This is a genomic window from Lawsonibacter sp. JLR.KK007 (genome assembly GCF_036941135.1).
In the GTDB taxonomy this organism is placed as follows: domain Bacteria; phylum Bacillota; class Clostridia; order Oscillospirales; family Oscillospiraceae; genus Lawsonibacter.
Genome location: NZ_JAYWSY010000002.1, coordinates 1,177,477 through 1,194,341 on the forward strand (window position 1 = coordinate 1,177,477; position 16,865 = coordinate 1,194,341).

Annotated in this window: 15 protein-coding genes; 10 read left to right on the forward strand and 5 right to left on the reverse strand. The window is 63.4% G+C overall.

Translation table 11 applies throughout. The annotated features are described in order from the left end of the window. Positions 1 to 32 precede the first annotated feature (32 nt). Positions 33 to 1,568: a glutamine-hydrolyzing GMP synthase gene (gene guaA / locus VV088_RS15755; protein WP_334601664.1), complete on the forward strand. Its 1,536-nt coding sequence runs from the start codon at positions 33 to 35 to the stop codon at positions 1,566 to 1,568. Positions 1,569 to 1,772: 204 nt separating this feature from the next. Continuing rightward, positions 1,773 to 3,383, forward strand: a complete 1,611-nt coding sequence (locus VV088_RS15760) for a CTP synthase (RefSeq protein ID WP_334601665.1) — start codon at positions 1,773 to 1,775, stop codon at positions 3,381 to 3,383. Positions 3,384 to 3,467: 84 nt separating this feature from the next. On the opposite strand, the gene VV088_RS15765 is transcribed toward VV088_RS15760, so the two are convergent. Then, entirely contained in the window at positions 3,468 to 4,508 is a 1,041-nt protein-coding gene (locus VV088_RS15765; RefSeq protein WP_334601666.1) for a sensor histidine kinase, read from the reverse strand. A 328-nt stretch (positions 4,509 to 4,836) separates the two neighbouring features. Here VV088_RS15765 and gap point away from each other — a divergent pair, with 328 nt between their 5' ends. After that, complete coding sequence (gene gap / locus VV088_RS15770; protein ID WP_334601667.1) at positions 4,837 to 5,847, forward strand: type I glyceraldehyde-3-phosphate dehydrogenase; 1,011 nt, start codon at positions 4,837 to 4,839, stop codon at positions 5,845 to 5,847. Between the two features lie 200 nt (positions 5,848 to 6,047). Then, positions 6,048 to 6,362, forward strand: coding sequence for a helix-turn-helix domain-containing protein (locus tag VV088_RS15775; RefSeq protein WP_334601668.1), 315 nt, complete (start codon positions 6,048 to 6,050; stop codon positions 6,360 to 6,362). An 87-nt stretch (positions 6,363 to 6,449) separates the two neighbouring features. Here VV088_RS15775 and VV088_RS15780 read toward each other — a convergent pair whose 3' ends face one another. Together VV088_RS15780 and VV088_RS15785 are read right to left on the reverse strand one after the other, a co-directional pair. Further along, complete coding sequence (locus VV088_RS15780) at positions 6,450 to 8,303, reverse strand: FtsX-like permease family protein (RefSeq protein WP_334601669.1); 1,854 nt, start codon at positions 8,301 to 8,303, stop codon at positions 6,450 to 6,452. Then, complete coding sequence (locus VV088_RS15785) at positions 8,293 to 9,060, reverse strand: ABC transporter ATP-binding protein (protein ID WP_334601670.1); 768 nt, start codon at positions 9,058 to 9,060, stop codon at positions 8,293 to 8,295. Before VV088_RS15785 ends, VV088_RS15780 begins: the two co-directional genes overlap by 11 nt. Before the next feature lie 187 nt (positions 9,061 to 9,247). Here VV088_RS15785 and VV088_RS15790 point away from each other — a divergent pair, with 187 nt between their 5' ends. From VV088_RS15790 to VV088_RS15805, 4 genes are read left to right on the forward strand one after another with little or no spacing between them, the layout of a single operon-like run. Further along, positions 9,248 to 9,877 (forward strand): ABC transporter ATP-binding protein, encoded by a 630-nt coding sequence (locus VV088_RS15790; protein WP_334601671.1) that lies wholly within the window; start codon positions 9,248 to 9,250, stop codon positions 9,875 to 9,877. A 30-nt stretch (positions 9,878 to 9,907) separates the two neighbouring features. After that, complete coding sequence (locus VV088_RS15795) at positions 9,908 to 11,608, forward strand: zinc ribbon domain-containing protein (protein ID WP_334601672.1); 1,701 nt, start codon at positions 9,908 to 9,910, stop codon at positions 11,606 to 11,608. 6 nt (positions 11,609 to 11,614) lie between these two features. Continuing rightward, positions 11,615 to 12,814, forward strand: coding sequence for an ABC transporter permease (locus tag VV088_RS15800; protein ID WP_334601673.1), 1,200 nt, complete (start codon positions 11,615 to 11,617; stop codon positions 12,812 to 12,814). Then, positions 12,811 to 13,962, forward strand: a complete 1,152-nt coding sequence (locus tag VV088_RS15805; RefSeq protein ID WP_334601674.1) for a hypothetical protein — start codon at positions 12,811 to 12,813, stop codon at positions 13,960 to 13,962. The genes VV088_RS15800 and VV088_RS15805 overlap by 4 nt, the downstream gene beginning before the upstream one ends. Before the next feature lie 155 nt (positions 13,963 to 14,117). Here the strand turns inward: VV088_RS15805 and VV088_RS15810 are convergent, their stop codons facing one another. Then, positions 14,118 to 14,393 (reverse strand): translation initiation factor 2, encoded by a 276-nt coding sequence (locus tag VV088_RS15810; protein WP_334601675.1) that lies wholly within the window; start codon positions 14,391 to 14,393, stop codon positions 14,118 to 14,120. 65 nt (positions 14,394 to 14,458) lie between these two features. Beyond that, positions 14,459 to 15,349: a GPR endopeptidase gene (gpr, locus tag VV088_RS15815; protein WP_334601676.1), complete on the reverse strand. Its 891-nt coding sequence runs from the start codon at positions 15,347 to 15,349 to the stop codon at positions 14,459 to 14,461. Between the two features lie 200 nt (positions 15,350 to 15,549). On the opposite strand from gpr, the gene rpsT reads away from it, so the two are divergent. Continuing rightward, entirely contained in the window at positions 15,550 to 15,813 is a 264-nt protein-coding gene (gene rpsT, locus VV088_RS15820) for a 30S ribosomal protein S20 (RefSeq protein ID WP_334601677.1), read from the forward strand. Positions 15,814 to 15,963: 150 nt separating this feature from the next. Further along, on the forward strand, positions 15,964 to 16,818 hold the full coding sequence (locus VV088_RS15825; RefSeq protein ID WP_334601678.1) for a YihY/virulence factor BrkB family protein: 855 nt from the start codon (positions 15,964 to 15,966) through the stop codon (positions 16,816 to 16,818). The last annotated feature ends 47 nt before the right edge of the window (positions 16,819 to 16,865 follow it).

Sequence of the window (16,865 nt, forward strand, 5' to 3'; positions counted from 1 at the left end):
TCAATTTGATCAAAAACAGACGGAGGGATATTATGGAAAAGATCCTTATCATCGACTTCGGCGGACAGTACAACCAACTCATCGCCCGCCGGGTCCGGGAGTGCAATGTGTACTGCGAGGTCAAGCCCTACACCACGCCCCTCACTGAGCTGCAGGCGATGAAACCCATCGGCGTCATCTTCACCGGCGGCCCCCAGTCCGTCTATCTGGAGGGCTCCCCCCAGGTGGACCCGGCCATCTTCACCTGGGGCGTGCCGATCCTGGGCATCTGCTACGGCTGCCAGCTCATCGCCCACAATCTGGGCGGCCAGGTCACCCCGGCCCAGGACGACTCCGCCCGGGAGTACGGGAAAACCATCACCTACTATGATACAGGCTGCAAGCTGTTCAGCGGCCTGCCCAAGCAGGGGATCTCCTGGATGAGCCACGGGGACTACATGGCCAAGGTGCCCGAACGCTTCGCCCTGGCCGCCCGCTCTGACGCCTGCCCCAACGTGGCCATCGCTGACGAGGAACGGGGCTTCTACGGCGTCCAGTTCCACCCGGAGGTGGATCACACCGAGTATGGCGCCGACATCCTCCGCAACTTCCTCTACAAGATCTGCCGCGCCAAGGGCGACTGGACCATGGACGGCTACAAGGACCTGGCCATTGCCGATCTCCGCCGCAGGATTGGCGGCGGGAAGGTGCTCCTGGCGCTCAGCGGCGGGGTGGACTCCTCGGTGGCCGCCGCCCTGCTGGCCGAGGCGGTGGGCAGCCAGCTCACCTGCGTCTTCGTGGACCACGGCCTGATGCGCTACAACGAGGGCAACGAGGTGGAGGACGCCTTTGCCAAATGGGACCTGAACTTTGTTCGGGTGAACGCGGAGAGCCGCTTTCTGCTGAAGCTGGCCGGGGCGGACGAGCCGGAGCGGAAGCGGAAGATCATCGGCGAGGAGTTCGTCCGGGTCTTCGAGGAGGAGGCCAAAAAGGTGGGGACCGTGGACTTTCTGGCCCAGGGAACCATCTACCCCGACGTGATTGAATCCGGAGCGGGGGACGCCGCGGTCATCAAAAGCCACCACAATGTGGGCGGCCTTCCCGACTGTGTGGATTTCCGGGAGATCGTGGAGCCCCTGCGGATGCTGTTCAAGGACGAGGTCCGCCAGCTGGGCCGGGAGCTGGGTCTGCCCGAGTATCTGGTGAGCCGCCAGCCCTTCCCCGGGCCCGGCCTGGCCATCCGCATCATCGGGGACATCACCAAGGAAAAGGCGGATTGTCTCCGTCAGGCCGACTTCATCTTCCGGGAGGAGATGGCCCGGGCCGGGGAGGACAAAAACCTGAGCCAGTATTTCGCCGTGCTCACCAACACCCGTTCGGTAGGGGTGATGGGGGACGGCCGCACCTACGACTACACCCTGGCCCTCCGGGCGGTGACCACCTCCGACTTCATGACCGCCGACTGGGCCCGCATCCCCTACGAGCTGCTGGACAAGGTGTCCACCCGCATCGTCAACGAGGTGAAGGGGATCAACCGGATCGTGTACGATATTACAAGCAAGCCCCCCGCCACAATCGAGTGGGAATAAACTGATTGTCAGAAACCGTTTTGTTTGCTGCAGACAAGCTAGCAAAATACCGCTGAGACATGCTTCAATATTTCCAGGAAGCAATCGTTTCAGAAAATTCCCTTGACGAGCTTCCTGAATACATCTCAGGGGATTGTGTGCAGAGAGCAGGCAAAAAAGAAAGATTCATGGGAGAGGGAACCCATCAGGATGCGAGGTGATTCCATGACAAAATACATTTTCGTCACCGGCGGCGTGGTGTCCGGGCTGGGCAAGGGCATCACGGCGGCCAGCCTGGGCCGTCTGCTGAAGCAGCGGGAGCTGCGGGTCAAGGTCCAGAAGCTGGACCCCTATTTGAACGTGGACCCGGGTACCATGTCCCCCTACCAGCACGGGGAGGTCTTCGTCACCGACGACGGGGCGGAAACCGACCTGGACCTGGGCCACTATGAGCGGTTCATCGACGAGAACCTGACGGTAAATTCCTCCGTCTCCGCAGGCAAGGTGTACTGGAACGTCCTCAACCGGGAGCGCCGGGGGGACTACCTGGGGGGCACCGTCCAGATCATCCCCCACATCACCGACGAGATCAAGCGGTGCATCTACACCCTGGACACCCCCGACACCGACGTGGCCATCGTGGAAATCGGCGGCACGGTGGGCGACATCGAGAGCCAGCCCTTTCTGGAGGCCATCCGTCAGGTGGCGGCGGAGCGGGGGCGGAACAACGTCATGTTCATCCACGTCTCTCTCATCGTCTCCATCCCCGGCACCGGGGAGCTGAAGTCCAAGCCCACCCAACACTCCGCCAAGGAGCTGCTCAGCTTGGGCATCCAGCCCGACGTGATCATGTGCCGCAGCGACTGGCCCGTCCCGCGGGATATCCTGGACAAAATCTCCCTGTTCTGCAGCATCCCCCAGGACCACGCCATTCCCAACCTGACTGCGGACCTGCTCTACGAGGTCCCCCTGATGCTGGAACGGGAGGGACTGGCCGATGTGGTGGTCCGGCGGCTGGGGCTGATCTGTCCTATGCCCGACCTGACCGAGTGGGCCACCATGGTCCACCGGGCCAAACATCCCTCCGGGACGGTGGAGATTGCTTTGGTGGGCAAGTATGTGGCCCTCCATGACGCCTATCTGTCGGTAGCCGAGGCCCTCACCCACGGCGGCATTGAAAATCAGGTGAAGGTGAACATCCGCTGGGTGGACAGCGAGACGGTCACCGACGAAACCGCCGCCCAGCTTCTGTCCGGGGCGGACGGTGTTCTGGTCCCCGGCGGCTTTGGGGACCGGGGCATTGAGGGAAAAATCGCCGCCATCCGGTACGCCAGGGAGCACAAGGTCCCCTTCTTCGGTATCTGCCTGGGCATGCAGATGGCGGTGGTGGAGTTCGCCCGCCACGTCTGCGGCATGGCGGACGCCCACTCCAGCGAGCTGTCCCGAACCACCACCCACCCGGTCATTGACCTGATGTCCGACCAGCGGGAGGTCACCGACAAGGGCGGCACCATGCGGCTGGGCTCCTACCCCTGCAGGCTCACCGCACCGGAGGGCAGGACCTTTGCCGCCTATGGAACGGAGGAGATCAACGAGCGCCACCGCCACCGCTACGAGTTCAACAACGACTTCCGAACCATCCTCACCGCCGCCGGACTCACCCTGGCCGGGATGTCCCCCGACGGGCAGCTGGTGGAGATTGTGGAGCTGGCTGGTCACCCCTGGTTTGTGGGGGTGCAGTTCCACCCGGAGCTGAAGTCCCGCCCTAACCGGGCCCATCCCCTTTTCCGGGACTTTGTGGCCGCCGCAGTGAAGTGTGCCAAGGAGCGCAGCTGATCCGGCAAAACACCGAACCCCCCCTGACGCAGAAGCGCAAGCGCATCGCGTCAGGGGGGGTGATTTTGTCAGGGAAGCGGTGGATCAATCCAGCCCCTCCAGACCGAAGACAGAAGCGGGGAGGACATCGGACAGCTCCACCAGGACCGGGTCCAGGCCGCCGTCCTGCTGGACCTGAGACCTGCGGACCGAGGTCCGCCCACTGAGAGGGCCGGTGGGCAAAGAGACCAGCACGCCGGGGCTGGAGCCTCCGCCATAGGGCAGCAGCGTCCCTCCGTGCAGCTGGGCAATGTGCCGGGCGATGGACAGCCCCAGCCCCGCGCCCTGGCCAGGGAAGGGGATGCCCTCCACCGGCCCCCCCTGGAACAGCGCGTCCATCTGCCGCTCGTCCGGCGTTCCGCCGCCGGACACCAGCAGCCGCGCCTGATCGCCCCGGCGGTATAAGGTGACGCTGATCACGCCTCCGCCCTTTCCGCTCGCCAGCCGGGCGGCGTTGGAGATCAGGCCCAGCAGCATCTTGCCCAGCAGCGGCCCATCGCCGGGGATGAGCAGCGCCTGCCCCTTGAAGACGTACTCCAGCGAGATTCCCGCCTCCCGGAGCAGATCCCCGGCCTGCTGGGTCACCTTCCAGCACAGGTCGTCCAAATTCATGGTCATGGGCCGGAAAGGGACGCCATCCTCCGCCATCTCCTGCATAAACTCCAGGTTGCCGGTCAGGCGGAACAGGCGGTAGAAGGTCTTGTTGAAGGCGGCGGATGTGGTCCCGCCTGGTGCGGCGGACCACGCCTCGGCCAGGATATCGCCCAAAAACTCCCGCAGCTGCCGGAGGATTCCATCCATCTGCCAGCTCTCCAGGGCGCTGCGGGCGGCAGGGCGGAACAGAAGGATATACTCCTCTCCCACCGCCTTGCAGCTGCAGGAATAGGACCGGCCGTTCAGGGTGAAGGTCCCCGTCTCCGTCTCCCCGGGCGGGGGAAGGGGGATCTCCGCCGGCAGCGGCCCGCCCGGCTCCAGCTGAGGCAGATACTGCCGGGCTTTTTCGTTGGCGGCCAGCACACAGCCGGCGTGCGCCTGAACTACGCCCTCAGGAAAGGCGTCCAACAGGGACTGGATGGAATCAAGCATAAATACCCCTTTAAAAACTGGAGCCTTCCGGGCGCGGCCGCAATTTTATCTTGTTGTAGCATGTGCCGGAGATTTTCCGGCTATAACTGTTTCAGTATATCAAAATTTTCCATACTCCACAATAGAAAAAGTCGAAAAAAGTCGAAAAATCTGAGGGAGGCCCAGTATTTTCCATCTCTCTCTCGGCCTGATGGCAAAATTTCGGTGATTTTTCAAGTGAAAACTATGAAAATAAACACTAGGAAAACATTTGTTTTCGGGGTATAATAACCATGCTACCAATGCCGCGGACCGCCGCGGATAATTTGATAAAAAAGGAGTCATTCACATGAGCATCAAAGTTGGCATCAATGGTTTTGGCCGCATCGGCCGCATGGTGTTCCGCGCCAGCCTGAACCACCCCGAGATCGAGATCGTTGGCATCAACGACCTGTGCCCCGCCGACTACCTGGCTTATATGCTGAAGTACGACACGATGCACGGCCAGTGCCCCGCCGAGGTCAGCAGCACGGAGAACGCCATCATCGTCAATGGCAAGGAGATCCCCATCTCCGCCGAGCGCAATCCCGCCGACCTGCCCTGGGCCAAGCTGGGCGCTGAATACGTGGTGGAGTCCACCGGCCTGTTCCTGACCCAGGAGAAGGCTCAGGGCCACCTGGACGCCGGCGCCAAGAAGGTCGTCATGTCCGCTCCTTCCAAGGACAGCACCCCCATGTTCGTGTGCGGCGTCAACCTGGACAAGTACACCACCGACATGAACTTCGTGTCCAACGCCTCCTGCACCACCAACTGCCTGGCCCCCATCGCCAAGGTCCTCAACGACAACTGGGGCATCACCGACGGCCTGATGACCACCGTCCACTCCACCACCGCTACCCAGAAGACCGTTGACGGCCCCTCCCTGAAGGACTGGCGCGGCGGCCGCGCCGCTGCCGGCAACATCATCCCCTCCTCCACTGGCGCCGCCAAGGCCGTGGGCAAGGTCATCCCCGAGCTGAACGGCAAGCTGACCGGCATGTCCATGCGTGTTCCTACCCTGGACGTGTCCGTGGTGGACCTGACCGTCAACCTGGCCAAGCCCGCCAAGTATGAGGAGATCTGCGCCGCCATGAAGAAGGCTTCCGAGGGCGAGCTGAAGGGCATTCTGGGCTACACCGATGAGGCCGTCGTGTCCTCCGACTTCCTGGGCGACACCCGCACCTCTATCTTCGACGCCGACGCCGGCATCGCCCTGACCGACACCTTCGTCAAGGTCGTCTCCTGGTACGACAACGAGATCGGCTACTCCAACAAGGTCCTGGAGCTCATCGAGCACATGTACTCCGTCGACCACAAGTAAATCGCCCCCTTTCAGAGCGCCGCAGCTGCGGCGCTCTTTTCTTGTCGATCTATGGCCTCATTATAGCATAATCAATAATCGAAATCTGTCGAATTATAGGTTAGAATAAATAAAAAACAAATTTAAATAATTTTCCTGTTTTTTCTTTCGTTTTTGTTGATACTGGTCTTGAGGTGAGCGCGATGTCCTATGAGACCAGGATGAAAGAGTGGATCACTGACCACGATATCCGGCAAAAGGTTTTGGCAAAAGAATTCCATGTGACTGAAGCGGCATTGAGTAATTATTTGACAGGCCGAAGCACGATTACCTTGGATGTTCTGGTAAAGTTTGCAAAACGCAGCGGTTTGAGCATGGATTACTTGGTTGGTCTCAGCGACGAGCCTATACCGCCAATGCCGCTCACAGAATCGGAACGTCAGTTGATCGAACATTTTAGAACGCTTCACCCAACACAAAAAGAATTGATTGTCAAAAACATTGCAATCATGCAGGAACAGAACCAGCGCGCGTAAGGCCCCCTTCGCAAGGGGGGGGCTTTTTCGCTGCGGCGGGGCGAGAGAGCGGACCCGCCCGGTCATCAGGATCGGGCGGGTCCCTTTTTATGCGTTCTTCGCCATGCGGCGGCAGGCCAGGGAGGTGGCCAGGAAGTACCCTCCGTAGACCACCAGGAGCACCCCGGCAGTAATCATGGAACTGGCCGCGCTGTCCACTCTGCCTACGCTGGAGATGATGTCGTTGGCGGCCTTCATCCCCACAACGGAGTGGACCACCGCCAAAAGCAGGGGCAGGAGGAAGGCCAGGGCCACCTGCTGGGTGGCGGATTTTTTCACCTGCCGCTCCTCCGCGCCCAGCCGGCGGAGGATGGCGTACCGCCCGGTGTTGTCGGCGGCCTGGCTCAGCTGCTGGAGGGCCAGCACGGCGGTGGCCGCCAGCAGGAAGGTGAAGCCCAGATACAGCCCCAAAAACAGGGCCAGGATCTTGTTGCCCACCATATCGGCGTAGATGGACAGGCGGCTCTCAATCCGGAACTGGTTTTCCAGCTGGAGGGGGCGCAGCAGCTGGAGCAGGCGTTCCTCCGTCGGGGCGCTGTCCCCGGTGTAGTTGGCCGACCAATACTGGCGGCGGACCTCCAGCTGCCGGGCAACGCTGTCCTCCACTACGGCGCTGTAGATGCCCAGGCTGCCTGTCACCAGGCCGTCTCCCCAGGCTTCCAGCAGCTTGGACTCCCCCGGGGACAGCGTAACGGGCGCTTTCCCCTGGAGGGCCAGCAGGGCGTTCAGGTCGGACAGGGCCAGGATGCCGGATACCTCCTCCACCCCGGTTATGGCGGGGTCGTTGTAGTAGGCGCAGAAATCCACCTGTCCGGACAGCAAGGTCCCGGTATCGAAGCCTCCCTCCTCCAGCACCGCGGCAAAGTCCACGGGACCCGAGTCGTCGGCGGAGCGGTTCTGAATGGTGATGTCGAAGGGGGCCTCCTGGTCGGTCATGGCGGACAGGGTGGAGTTCAGGCCGATGGAGCTGGCGGTGATGCCGATGGCCAGCAGCAGGAGGATGCACACCACCGTCTGAGCCAGGTAGGTGGTGTGGACCTTGCTCAGCCATTGGCGCAGGGTGAAGACGTTGAGATTTTTGTAGTACAGCCCCGGGCGGCCCTGGACGAACTTCATCACAAAGCCGGACAGGGACCGGAAGATCAGCAGGGTGCCCGCCGTTCCCAGCCCCAGCATGGGGAAGCACAGAAAGGGAACCGCAACGGCCAGCGCCATGCCGAAGGTGAGCAGAATGGCGTAAGCGGCGATGAGGCAGACCACCCCCAGCACAAACTGGAACACCGCCACTCCCAGGGGCCGGGGCTTCAGCACCTCGTTTTTCCGCTCCCCGTGGATCAGGTCAATGAGCTTTGCCTTGGACACCTGCACCCCGCTGAGGACCATCACCAGCAGGAAGATTACGCCGAAGTACAGCACCGTCTTGCCCGCCGCCCCGGAGGAAAATCTCACAGCCAGCATGTTGGACACGTCTATCTCGAACATGGACAGAGTGAGGGCGGACATCCCAAAGCTGGCCGCCACCCCCAGGGCCAGTCCGGCGGCCAGGGAGATCAGGCCGATGAGGCCCGTCTCCAGAAAGAGCAGGCGGGACACCTGCCCCTGGCTCAGGCCCAGCAGCAGGTAGGTGCCCAGCTCCCGCTTCCGGCGGCGGAGGAGAAAGCGGTTGGCGTAGAGGATCAGGCAGGCCAGCACCACCGCCACGAAGACGGAAAAAACGTCTATCAGCGTGGTGATGGCCTCCACGATGGGGTTGCCTACATTGTCCAGATAGACCAGCGCCCCCTGGCCGTCCAGGGAGTTGAAGGTGTAGAACAGGCAGACGCCAAAGGTGAGGGTGAGCAGATACACCCCGTAGTCCCGAAAGGACCGGCGCACGTTGCGCAGGGCCAGCTTAGAGAACATCGGCCATCCCTCCTCCCATTTCGGTGACCACCTGGATGATCTTTTGGAAGAAAGCTTTCCGGCTGTCATTTTCCCGGTGGAGCTCCAGGAACAGTTTTCCGTCCCGGAGGAAGACCACCCGGCGGCAGCAGCTGGCGGTAAAGGCGTCGTGGGTGACCATGAGGATGGTGGTGCCCAGGTCCCGGTTCAGGGCGTCCAGCCGGTCCAGCAGCATCTGGGAGGACTTGGAGTCCAGCGCGCCGGTGGGCTCGTCGGCCAGCACCAGGGCGGGGTGGGTCACCATGGCCCGGGCGGCGGCGCACCGCTGCTGCTGGCCCCCGGACATCTGGTAGGGGTACTTGTTCAGACATTCGGTAATGCCCAAAAACTCCGCCATCTCCCGCACCCGCCTGTCGATCTTCTGGGCGGGGGCCCGGATGATGGACAGGGACAGGGCGATGTTCTCATAGGTGGTGAGGGTGTCCAGCAGGTTGCAGTCCTGAAAGATGAAGCCCAGCCGTTCCCGGCGGAATTTGGCCAGCTCCTTGCCCTTGAGCCGGGTCAGCTCCCTCCCGTCGATGACGATGGACCCGGCGGAGGGCCGGTCGATGGTGGACACGCAGTTGAGCAGGGTGGTCTTGCCCGAACCGGAGGGGCCCATCACCCCCACAAATTCTCCCGCCTCCAGAGACAGGGACACGCCGTCCAGCGCTCGGGTCAGCGACCCGCCCTTGCCGTAGACCTTTTTCAGATCGGTTACTGTTAAGATATCAGACATCAGTGATGCTCCTTTCCTCGAGCTGTACTAGATCATATCATACAGTTGTAAAAAATACTCTAAAGGAATCCTGAGGATTTCATTAAGGATCGATTAAGGTTTCCTTTTCCTTCCGGCCTCCCCGCCTCTTGATTTTTCCTGGCAAATATGTAATACTGAATCAAAGACTTCAAAAGGAGGGGATGCCATGCTGGAGGTGCGTCAGCTGCACAAGAGCTACCAGGGACGCCAGGTCCTTGCGCCCCTGAGCTTTGTCCTGCCGCCGGGGCAGTGCCTGGGCCTGGCGGGGAGCAACGGCTCCGGCAAGTCCACCCTTCTGCGGCTCATCGCCCAAATCGAGCGGGCGGACGGGGGAGATGTTCTCTATCAGGGCCGCTCGATTTTAGGAGACCGGCTGTTTTTACGGAGCGCCTTGGGCTACGTCCCCCAGAGTGCCGAACTGGCCCGGGAGCTGACCGTCAGGCAGCAGCTTGTCCTGTGGCAGGCCGCCTGCGGCCTCTCCGGCCCCCTGCCGGCCGGCATCATGGAGCTGATGGGGCTGGAGCCTCTGCTGAACCAGCCCATCCGGGCGCTGTCCGGGGGGATGGCTCAGCGGGTGAGCATAGCCCTCGGCCTGCTGGCCCAGCCCCGGGTACTGCTCATGGACGAGGCCACCAGCGGCCTGGATCAGGGCTACGTCCCCCAGCTGCTGGACTGGCTGGAGGACTTTGTCTCCGGCGGCGGCAGTCTGGTGTGGTGCAGCCACCACCAGTCCGAGCTGGACCGGCTGTGCGGCGCGGTGCTGCGGCTGGAGGAGGGAAGATGCGTCCATCAATAGATCAGCATCAATAGAAATGGAGGAAGCATTATGGTTTGCAAGCAATGTGGAAACGAGATGCGAGACGACGCCCGGTTCTGTCCCAGCTGCGGCGCGTTGAACAGTCCCGATCCGGCTACCACCCCGGCCCAGGGAGCCGCTCCCGCCTGGGAGGCTCCCGAGGGCGGAGGGGGACGGAAGAAAACCGGCCTGTTCATCGGCCTTGGCGTGGCCGCGGCAGCGGTGATTGCTCTTGTAGTGGTATTCGCCGGCGGCCTGTTCGGCTCGCCCAAGGCGGAGGTGGAGAAGGCCCTGCTTAACTCCATCGCAGCCTACCGGGCAGCCGAGGAGAAGCTGAGCGCGCCTGACATGGAGCGGTGGCAGCAGGACCAGACCCTCCAGCAGCAGCTTGCCCTGGAGCTGAAGGGCATCAACAGCCAGCTGGTGGGTTACGACATGTCCGCGCTGGAGGGCCTCGGCCTGTACCTGGAGGCCAGCTGCGACGGCAGCGCCCGCACCATGTCCTTTGACCTGGGCGCCTATTGGGGGGACGAGGACCTGCTCTCCTTCCAAATGGCGGCGGATGACGCGGAGCTCTACTTTGCCTCCCCGGAGTTCACCGGAGGCGCCTTCTACGGCATGAACACCGAGACCCTGGGTGAGGACCTGGCGGCGATAACCGGCGACGACTCGATCCAAAGCGTGAGCTTCAACCTGTTCGAGCTGGTGGATCTGATGCTGGACCAGATGGATCAGGAGGCCATGGAGCAGAGCCTGAAGGAGGCCTCCAAAGGCCTTTGGGATGCCGCAGAGGTCAAAAAGACGGGCTCCATGACTCTGGACCTGAACGGTACCAGCACCAAGGCCACCGCCTACCGCGTCACCCTCTCGGAGGAGGCGCTGAACCAGTATGTGGACAGCCTGGAGACCACGCTGTCCGCCCTGAACTACTACGACCTCTACGAGGAGCTCTACCGCTCCATGGGGATGCCCCAGGATCAGATCGATGAGATCCTGTCCGCCCTGGAGGAGCTGGACGTCTATGGCGACCTGGCCGACGCCCTCCGGGACGCCATTGAGGAGCTGGGCGATGTGGAGCTGGATGTCTGCCTCAGCGGCGGCTATGTGTCTGCTGTGACGGCTGTGATCTATACGGACCGGATCAGCGGCTCCGAGGTGAAGCTGGCCGTCTATCTGGGCGGCGGCGAGGAGTATGTGGACGACCTCAGCGTGAATGTGGAGGCTGAGGACGTGCTGGTGGAGGTGAAGTCCACCGGCGACCACGGCCTGAAGAGCGGCCTCTACACCGACGAGACCACCATCCGGGTCCGCCAGGACAGCAGCACCGTGGCCCGGGTGACCTCCGACCTGTCCATCGACCCCAGAGGAGGGGACGGCAGCTTTGCCTGGAAGTTGAGCGTGGACAGCTCCGGCCTCAGCATCTGCGTGCTGGAGATGGAGGGCGATCTGGATATGGACCAGGACCACATCAGCCTGGACCTGGATGAGATCTCCGTCCGGGCGATGGGCATGGAGGTCTGCACCCTGGGCTTCCGCTACTACGCGGACTGCCATCCGGAACGCATGGACGTGGGAAATCCGCGGATGATCGCCAGTATGTCCGAGCAGGAGCTGATGGACCTCGGCCTGGACCTCCAGTCCAACGCCATTCTCTGGTTCTCTGACATGCAGCGCACATTTGTCTCCCGTCTGCCCGACGACCTGCTCTGGGCGATGATGGGCGGCTTTTAAGCGGCAATGAGGTACTTTGGACAGTGCTTCAAACTGACCCTGGTCAGGCTCTGCCGGCAGCGGTGGCTGCTGGCAGGGCTTGCCCTTTTGTGCCTTCTCCTCCCCCTGGGGGCGGGTCAGGCGGCCGGTTATCTGCTGACCCGGGGGGTAGCCTTTTCCGGGGTGACCCTGGCCGTCACCGCCCCGGACGGGGACAACATCCCCCAGCTCCTGGAGCAGTTTATGGGGGACATGGAGGACATCGCCCAGTACTGCAGCATTACGGCTATGGGAGAGGAGGAGGCCATGGCCGCCCTGCGGGACGGGACCGTCACCGCCGTACTGGTCCTGCCTGAGGACTTCATCCACGGAGTCATGTGGGGGGAGAACCCGGACCTGCGCCTGGTGACGGCGGGGGACCGGCCGCTGGAGTCCCTGCTGCTGCTGTGGGTGGGGCAGAGCGCCAGCGACATCCTGTCCGCCTTCCAGAGCGGAGTGTACGCCGTGCTGGACCTGTATGAGGACGCCCCTCCGCCCGGCCTCACCCGGGATCAGGTGGTCCTCGATATCAACCTGCGCTACATCTCTCTGGCCATGAACCGGACCGGCATGTTCCAGCCCGAGTTTCTCTCCGCCACGGAGACTCTGCCCATCCCGCTCCACTACGTGCTCTCCCTGGCCGTCAGCTTTGCCCTGTCCGCCGCTCCGCTGTTCGTCCCCATCTACAGCGGGGACTGGCTCCGGTTCCAGCGCCGCCTGCGCAGCGTGGGGCGGAGCTCGGCTGGGGGATGCTTCAGCGGCGTGGCCGCCGGTGCGCTGGCCCTTCTTCTCCTGCTGCTCCCCACCCTGCTGCTGGCGGGGGAGGGGCATCCGCTGGCCCTGACCGGCTCCGCCCTGCTGATGGCCCTGTTCTGCTCCGAGTTCTGCGCCGTGTGCTGTCTGGCCGCGGGAAACGCCGCCGGATGCGGCCTGATTGCCTTTGGCGTCTCCCTGCTGTCGCTGGCGCTGGCCGGAGGCATCCTGCCCCCCGTTCTGCTGCCCGGCCCAATGCGGCAGCTGAGCTGGCTCTCTCCCACCGCCTGGCTGCGCCAGCTGGCCGCCTGGCCCATGGGCTATGAGGTGGACCGGTCCGCCTGGATCTGTCTGGCCCTGTCCATGCTGGGGATGGCCCTTCTGGCTCTGACCCTGTACCGCCGCCGGGCGGACCGTCAGGAGGTGGCGCTGTGAGCTTTGTTCTGACCCTGTTTCGAAGCAGCCTGCGCACCCAGCTGTCCAGCCGGCGGACGTGGGTCCTGCTCCTTCTCCTGCCCCTGCTCATCGCCGGGACCGCCCGGCTCCTCCCGCCCGAGGAGGTATCCACCCCCGTCCAGGTCGGGGTGGTGCTCCCAGAGGAGGGCGGGGAGTCCTTCTGGCAGCGGCTGGAGCGGCGCAGCGGCTTGGCCGTCACCTTTTACCGGGCGGACCGCAGCCGGGCGGAGCGCCAGGTGGCCTCCGGCCAGTGGGACTGTGCCCTGATCCTCCCGGAGGACTTTGAGGCCCGGCTGGCCCGGCTGGAGGTGGAGGGACTGTTCACCCTGCTCACCGGTCCCGGCTCGGCTGTCTACCCCATGGTGCGGGAGACGGCGGCCGCCTGTACGGCAGAGCTTGTCTCCCCCGGCATCGCAGAGCGTTACCTGCTGGACAGCAGCATCCTCAGCCAGGAGGAGCTGGATGCGGCGCGCCCCCGCCTGAACCAGGTCCTGCTGGACCAGGAGCGGGTGCTGGTGACCATGGAGACGGCAGACGGCCGTCCTCTGGACCCCCTCACTCTGGCGGACCGCGGCGTATCCAACCTGCTGTCCGGGCTGACGGCCATCCTGCTGTTGATCTGGACCCTCCTCACCGCCATGGACCTGGGCCGCTGGCTGGACAGCCCCGCCGTCCGGCGCCTGCTCCCCCTGCAGGGGACCCTTTCCCTGCTGCTGCCCCGGCTGGCGGCGGCCCTGATTCCCACGCTGTGCTCGGGGGCGCTGGCCCTGCTGGCGGTGCAGGCGGAGCCCCCCTGCCTTCTGGCCCTGATCCCTTATTTGATGTTCTGGGGGGCGGCGGCCCTTGCACTGGCCTGCTGGCCCGCCGGGTGGACCGCCCTGCCGGTCCTCATGCCCTTTGTTCCGGCGCTGGGCCTGCTCCTGTCCCCGGTGCTGCTGGACCTCTCCCTGCTGTTCCCCGCTCTGGAGCCGGTGATCCGCTGGATGCCCGTCACCCTCTACCTCCGCGCCTGCGGAGGCTCCTGGGGGGACGGCCTGCTCCTGATGGCGGGAGGGGCGGTCATACTGGCGCTCCTGTCCCTCATCCGCCAAAGGAGTCCCCGCCTCTTTGGAGGCGCCAGAGGCTAACAGAAAGCGGTCCGGCGGACTGCCCGCCGGACCGCAAATCATAATCAAAAGGAGGAAAGAAAACCTCTTGTCCTAGGTGGAAACGCCGCCGGACGTTTGGGGGTGAGGACCTGCCGCCGGCCCTCACTTCATACTATGCGCCCACTGGAAAATAGTTACAGCAAAAACAGCCAAGCCGCCCAGCCCGCTGAGGCCAGAGCCGCCCCCAGCGCCCCCCAGACGGGGGCGGGGAGCCGCTCCAGCCGCCGGTTCCAAGCTTTGCCCTGCTTCAAATAGCCGTTGGCGGCCTGACGCGCCTCCCGCAGCACCTTGTCGGCGCTCACCCCCTCCCGAGCCAGGGCCTCCTCCTTGACGATGAAGATGGCCTCCTCAAAGAGCCGGGGGTCGGGAGATTTGACCAAAATCACCTGCCGGGTGATCCCTTTCACCATGTCTGTCACATCCTTTGCTTGTCCAATGTCAATCTCTAGTGTACCCCGGTTTTGGAACATTATTCCTAGCTCAGCAGCAGATCCAGCTCCTCCACCGACAGGCCCGGCTGAAGGGCCATGCTGATGCCGTAGCCGATGACCTTGGCCAGGTCGTTCACCTGGCTGTCGATGTCCTTGGGGGTGACCAGAAGGCCGCCCCCCTCGCCCAGATCGGGCAGCTGCTCGGTCCCCAGCAGGTCGGCGGCCAGGGTGGCGCCGTCCACCACGGTGGGCACCCCCACAGCGATGACGGGCACCCCCAGGGTATCCCGGGTGAGGCCCATCCGGTGGTTGCCCACGCCGGAGCCGGGGGTGATGCCGGTATCGGCGATCTGCACCGTCTTGCACAGCCGCTTCAGCGAGCGGGAGGCCAGAGCGTCCACCGCTACCACGCAGGCGGGCTGGAGCTTCTCGCACACCGCCCGAACCAGCTCGCCGCTCTCCACGCCGGTGGTGCCCATCACCTCCGCCGCTACCGAGGCCACCGGCCGCAGCGAACCGAAGTGCTCCGGCATCTGCCGCACCAGATGGCGGGTGACCAGAGTGTTCTGGTGAACCTTGGGGCCGACAGCGTCAGGGGTGATGGCCCGGTTGCCCAACCCGGCCACCAGCACCAGGCCGTTTTGGGGAATATCCTGGATCAGCCCGGCCAGCTCCGCTGCCACTGCCTGAACCGAGCGGGGAAAGATCCCCTCCTCCCGGCGGGCCAGGCCCTCCAGCGTCAGGGTGACATAGCTCCCCCTGGGCTTGCCCAGAGCGTTTTCCCCCCGCTCGTCCAGCACCTGGACGGTATTCACCGGGATTCCCTCCCGGAGGCTGTCCCGGGCCTCCACTCCAGGCAGGGCGGAGACCGCTCCGGTCTGCTCCTGCCACAGCTCTCTGGCCTCCAGGGCCAGGTCGGTACGGCGCATGCGCATGGCGCTCCCTCCTTTTATACGATCTGCTGCGGAATCTTTTTCCTGTCCGCCTTAGTTTCTGCGGCTTTTGAAAAACTATCCCGCTCCGGAAATTTTTTTGAAAAAACAGTTGATTTTTTTCGAAGAGAGTGCTACAATACAAATCTGCGTGGGTGTATTGTCACCTAAATCAAAGATGAATATCGGAGGAGGTGTTTGGTTTGCCGAATATTAAGTCTGCTAAGAAGCGCGTTCTGGTGTCTCAGGCCAAGGCCGCGCAGAATAAGGCCGCACGATCCGCGCTGAAGACCGACATCAAGAAGTTTGAGGCCGCGGTGGCGGAAGGCAACCGCAGCGAGGCCGATGTCGCTTACAAGGTGGCCGTCAAGGCGGTCGACAAGGCCGCCGCCAAGGGTCTGCTGCACCGCAACAATGCCGCCAACAAGAAGAGCAAGATGACCATCAAGCTGAGCAAGCTGGCTTGAGCGTGCGCGAAGGGAAGCCGTCTGGATCAACAGACGGCTTTTTTCGTTTTTGTTTTTCCAAGGATCTGTGGTAAAATGACGGTTGTTCCCCAAAGGCGCCCCCTCCAAAAGGGAACCTGACGGGAACTGTTCGGAAGGAGGTCTGCCGCCATGCAAAAGCTGTTTTCTCTGCCTCCGGTCTCCTTCGTGGTGGAGACGGCGGAGCTGTTTCTCAAGATGGGGGCCTCCCGGGCGGCGGCGGCGCTGTCTTACTTCCTGATCCTGACCTTGTTTCCCCTGCTGGTGTGCGTCAACTACTTCATCGGTCTGTTCCATCTGGACCTGGAGGAGCTGCTCCGCTCCCTGGACCAGCTGCTGCCCGCCGAGGCGCTGGCGGTGATGGGGGACTACCTGCGCTACGTGACCGCCAGTCAATCCCCCGCCCTGCTGCTGGCCAGCCTGATCACCATCCTCATCTCCGCCTCGGCGGGACTGCGCACTCTGCTGGCCGCCATGGACGAACTCCACGGCGGAACCAGCGTCCACCCCCTGCGGAGGCTCGTCCTCAGCGTACTGCTGTCGGCGCTGTTCCTGCTGACCATCTACCTGTCTGTGGTGGTTATTTTTACCGGTGAGTGGTTCTTCCGCCTGCTGGAGCTCCACCTGCCCCGGCACATCGCTGAGCTGCTCCCCCTGGACGCTCTGTCCGGGCTGTGGCAGTGGATGCGCTACCTGCTGCTGTTCTCTTTTGTACTGCTGCTGGTGCTGATTGTCTACCGGGCGGGGACCCCCAGGGGGGCCATGCGCCTGCCGGTGGTGCTCCTGTCCTCCTTGCTGGCTGCGCTGGCCATCGTGGGGGCGTCGGTGATGTTCTCCTGGTTCATCGGGATGTCCTCCCGCTACGCTCTGGTCTACGGCTCGCTGGCCTCCCTGATCATCCTGCTGGTTTGGCTCTACCTGTGCGGCAATCTCCTGCTTCTGGGCGCGGTCATCGGCCGGGTGCTGGAGGCCCGCTGGCGGAACTAGACTTCCGGCTGCGGAGCCGGATCTCCGCATATGGAATATTCTGGACG

Bases quoted from the DNA above. Each gene is read 5' to 3' on its own strand.
- guaA (WP_334601664.1), top strand. From the start codon at position 33: ATGGAAAAGATCCTTATCATCGACTTCGGCGGACAGTACAACCAACTC.
- VV088_RS15760 (WP_334601665.1), top strand. From the start codon at position 1,773: ATGACAAAATACATTTTCGTCACCGGCGGCGTGGTGTCCGGGCTGGGC.
- VV088_RS15765 (WP_334601666.1), bottom strand. From the start codon at position 4,508: ATGCTTGATTCCATCCAGTCCCTGTTGGACGCCTTTCCTGAGGGCGTA.
- gap (WP_334601667.1), top strand. From the start codon at position 4,837: ATGAGCATCAAAGTTGGCATCAATGGTTTTGGCCGCATCGGCCGCATG.
- VV088_RS15775 (WP_334601668.1), top strand. From the start codon at position 6,048: ATGAAAGAGTGGATCACTGACCACGATATCCGGCAAAAGGTTTTGGCA.
- VV088_RS15780 (WP_334601669.1), bottom strand. From the start codon at position 8,303: ATGTTCTCTAAGCTGGCCCTGCGCAACGTGCGCCGGTCCTTTCGGGAC.
- VV088_RS15785 (WP_334601670.1), bottom strand. From the start codon at position 9,060: ATGTCTGATATCTTAACAGTAACCGATCTGAAAAAGGTCTACGGCAAG.
- VV088_RS15790 (WP_334601671.1), top strand. From the start codon at position 9,248: ATGCTGGAGGTGCGTCAGCTGCACAAGAGCTACCAGGGACGCCAGGTC.
- VV088_RS15795 (WP_334601672.1), top strand. From the start codon at position 9,908: ATGGTTTGCAAGCAATGTGGAAACGAGATGCGAGACGACGCCCGGTTC.
- VV088_RS15800 (WP_334601673.1), top strand. From the start codon at position 11,615: ATGAGGTACTTTGGACAGTGCTTCAAACTGACCCTGGTCAGGCTCTGC.
- VV088_RS15810 (WP_334601675.1), bottom strand. From the start codon at position 14,393: ATGGTGAAAGGGATCACCCGGCAGGTGATTTTGGTCAAATCTCCCGAC.
- gpr (WP_334601676.1), bottom strand. From the start codon at position 15,349: ATGCGCATGCGCCGTACCGACCTGGCCCTGGAGGCCAGAGAGCTGTGG.
- VV088_RS15825 (WP_334601678.1), top strand. From the start codon at position 15,964: ATGCAAAAGCTGTTTTCTCTGCCTCCGGTCTCCTTCGTGGTGGAGACG.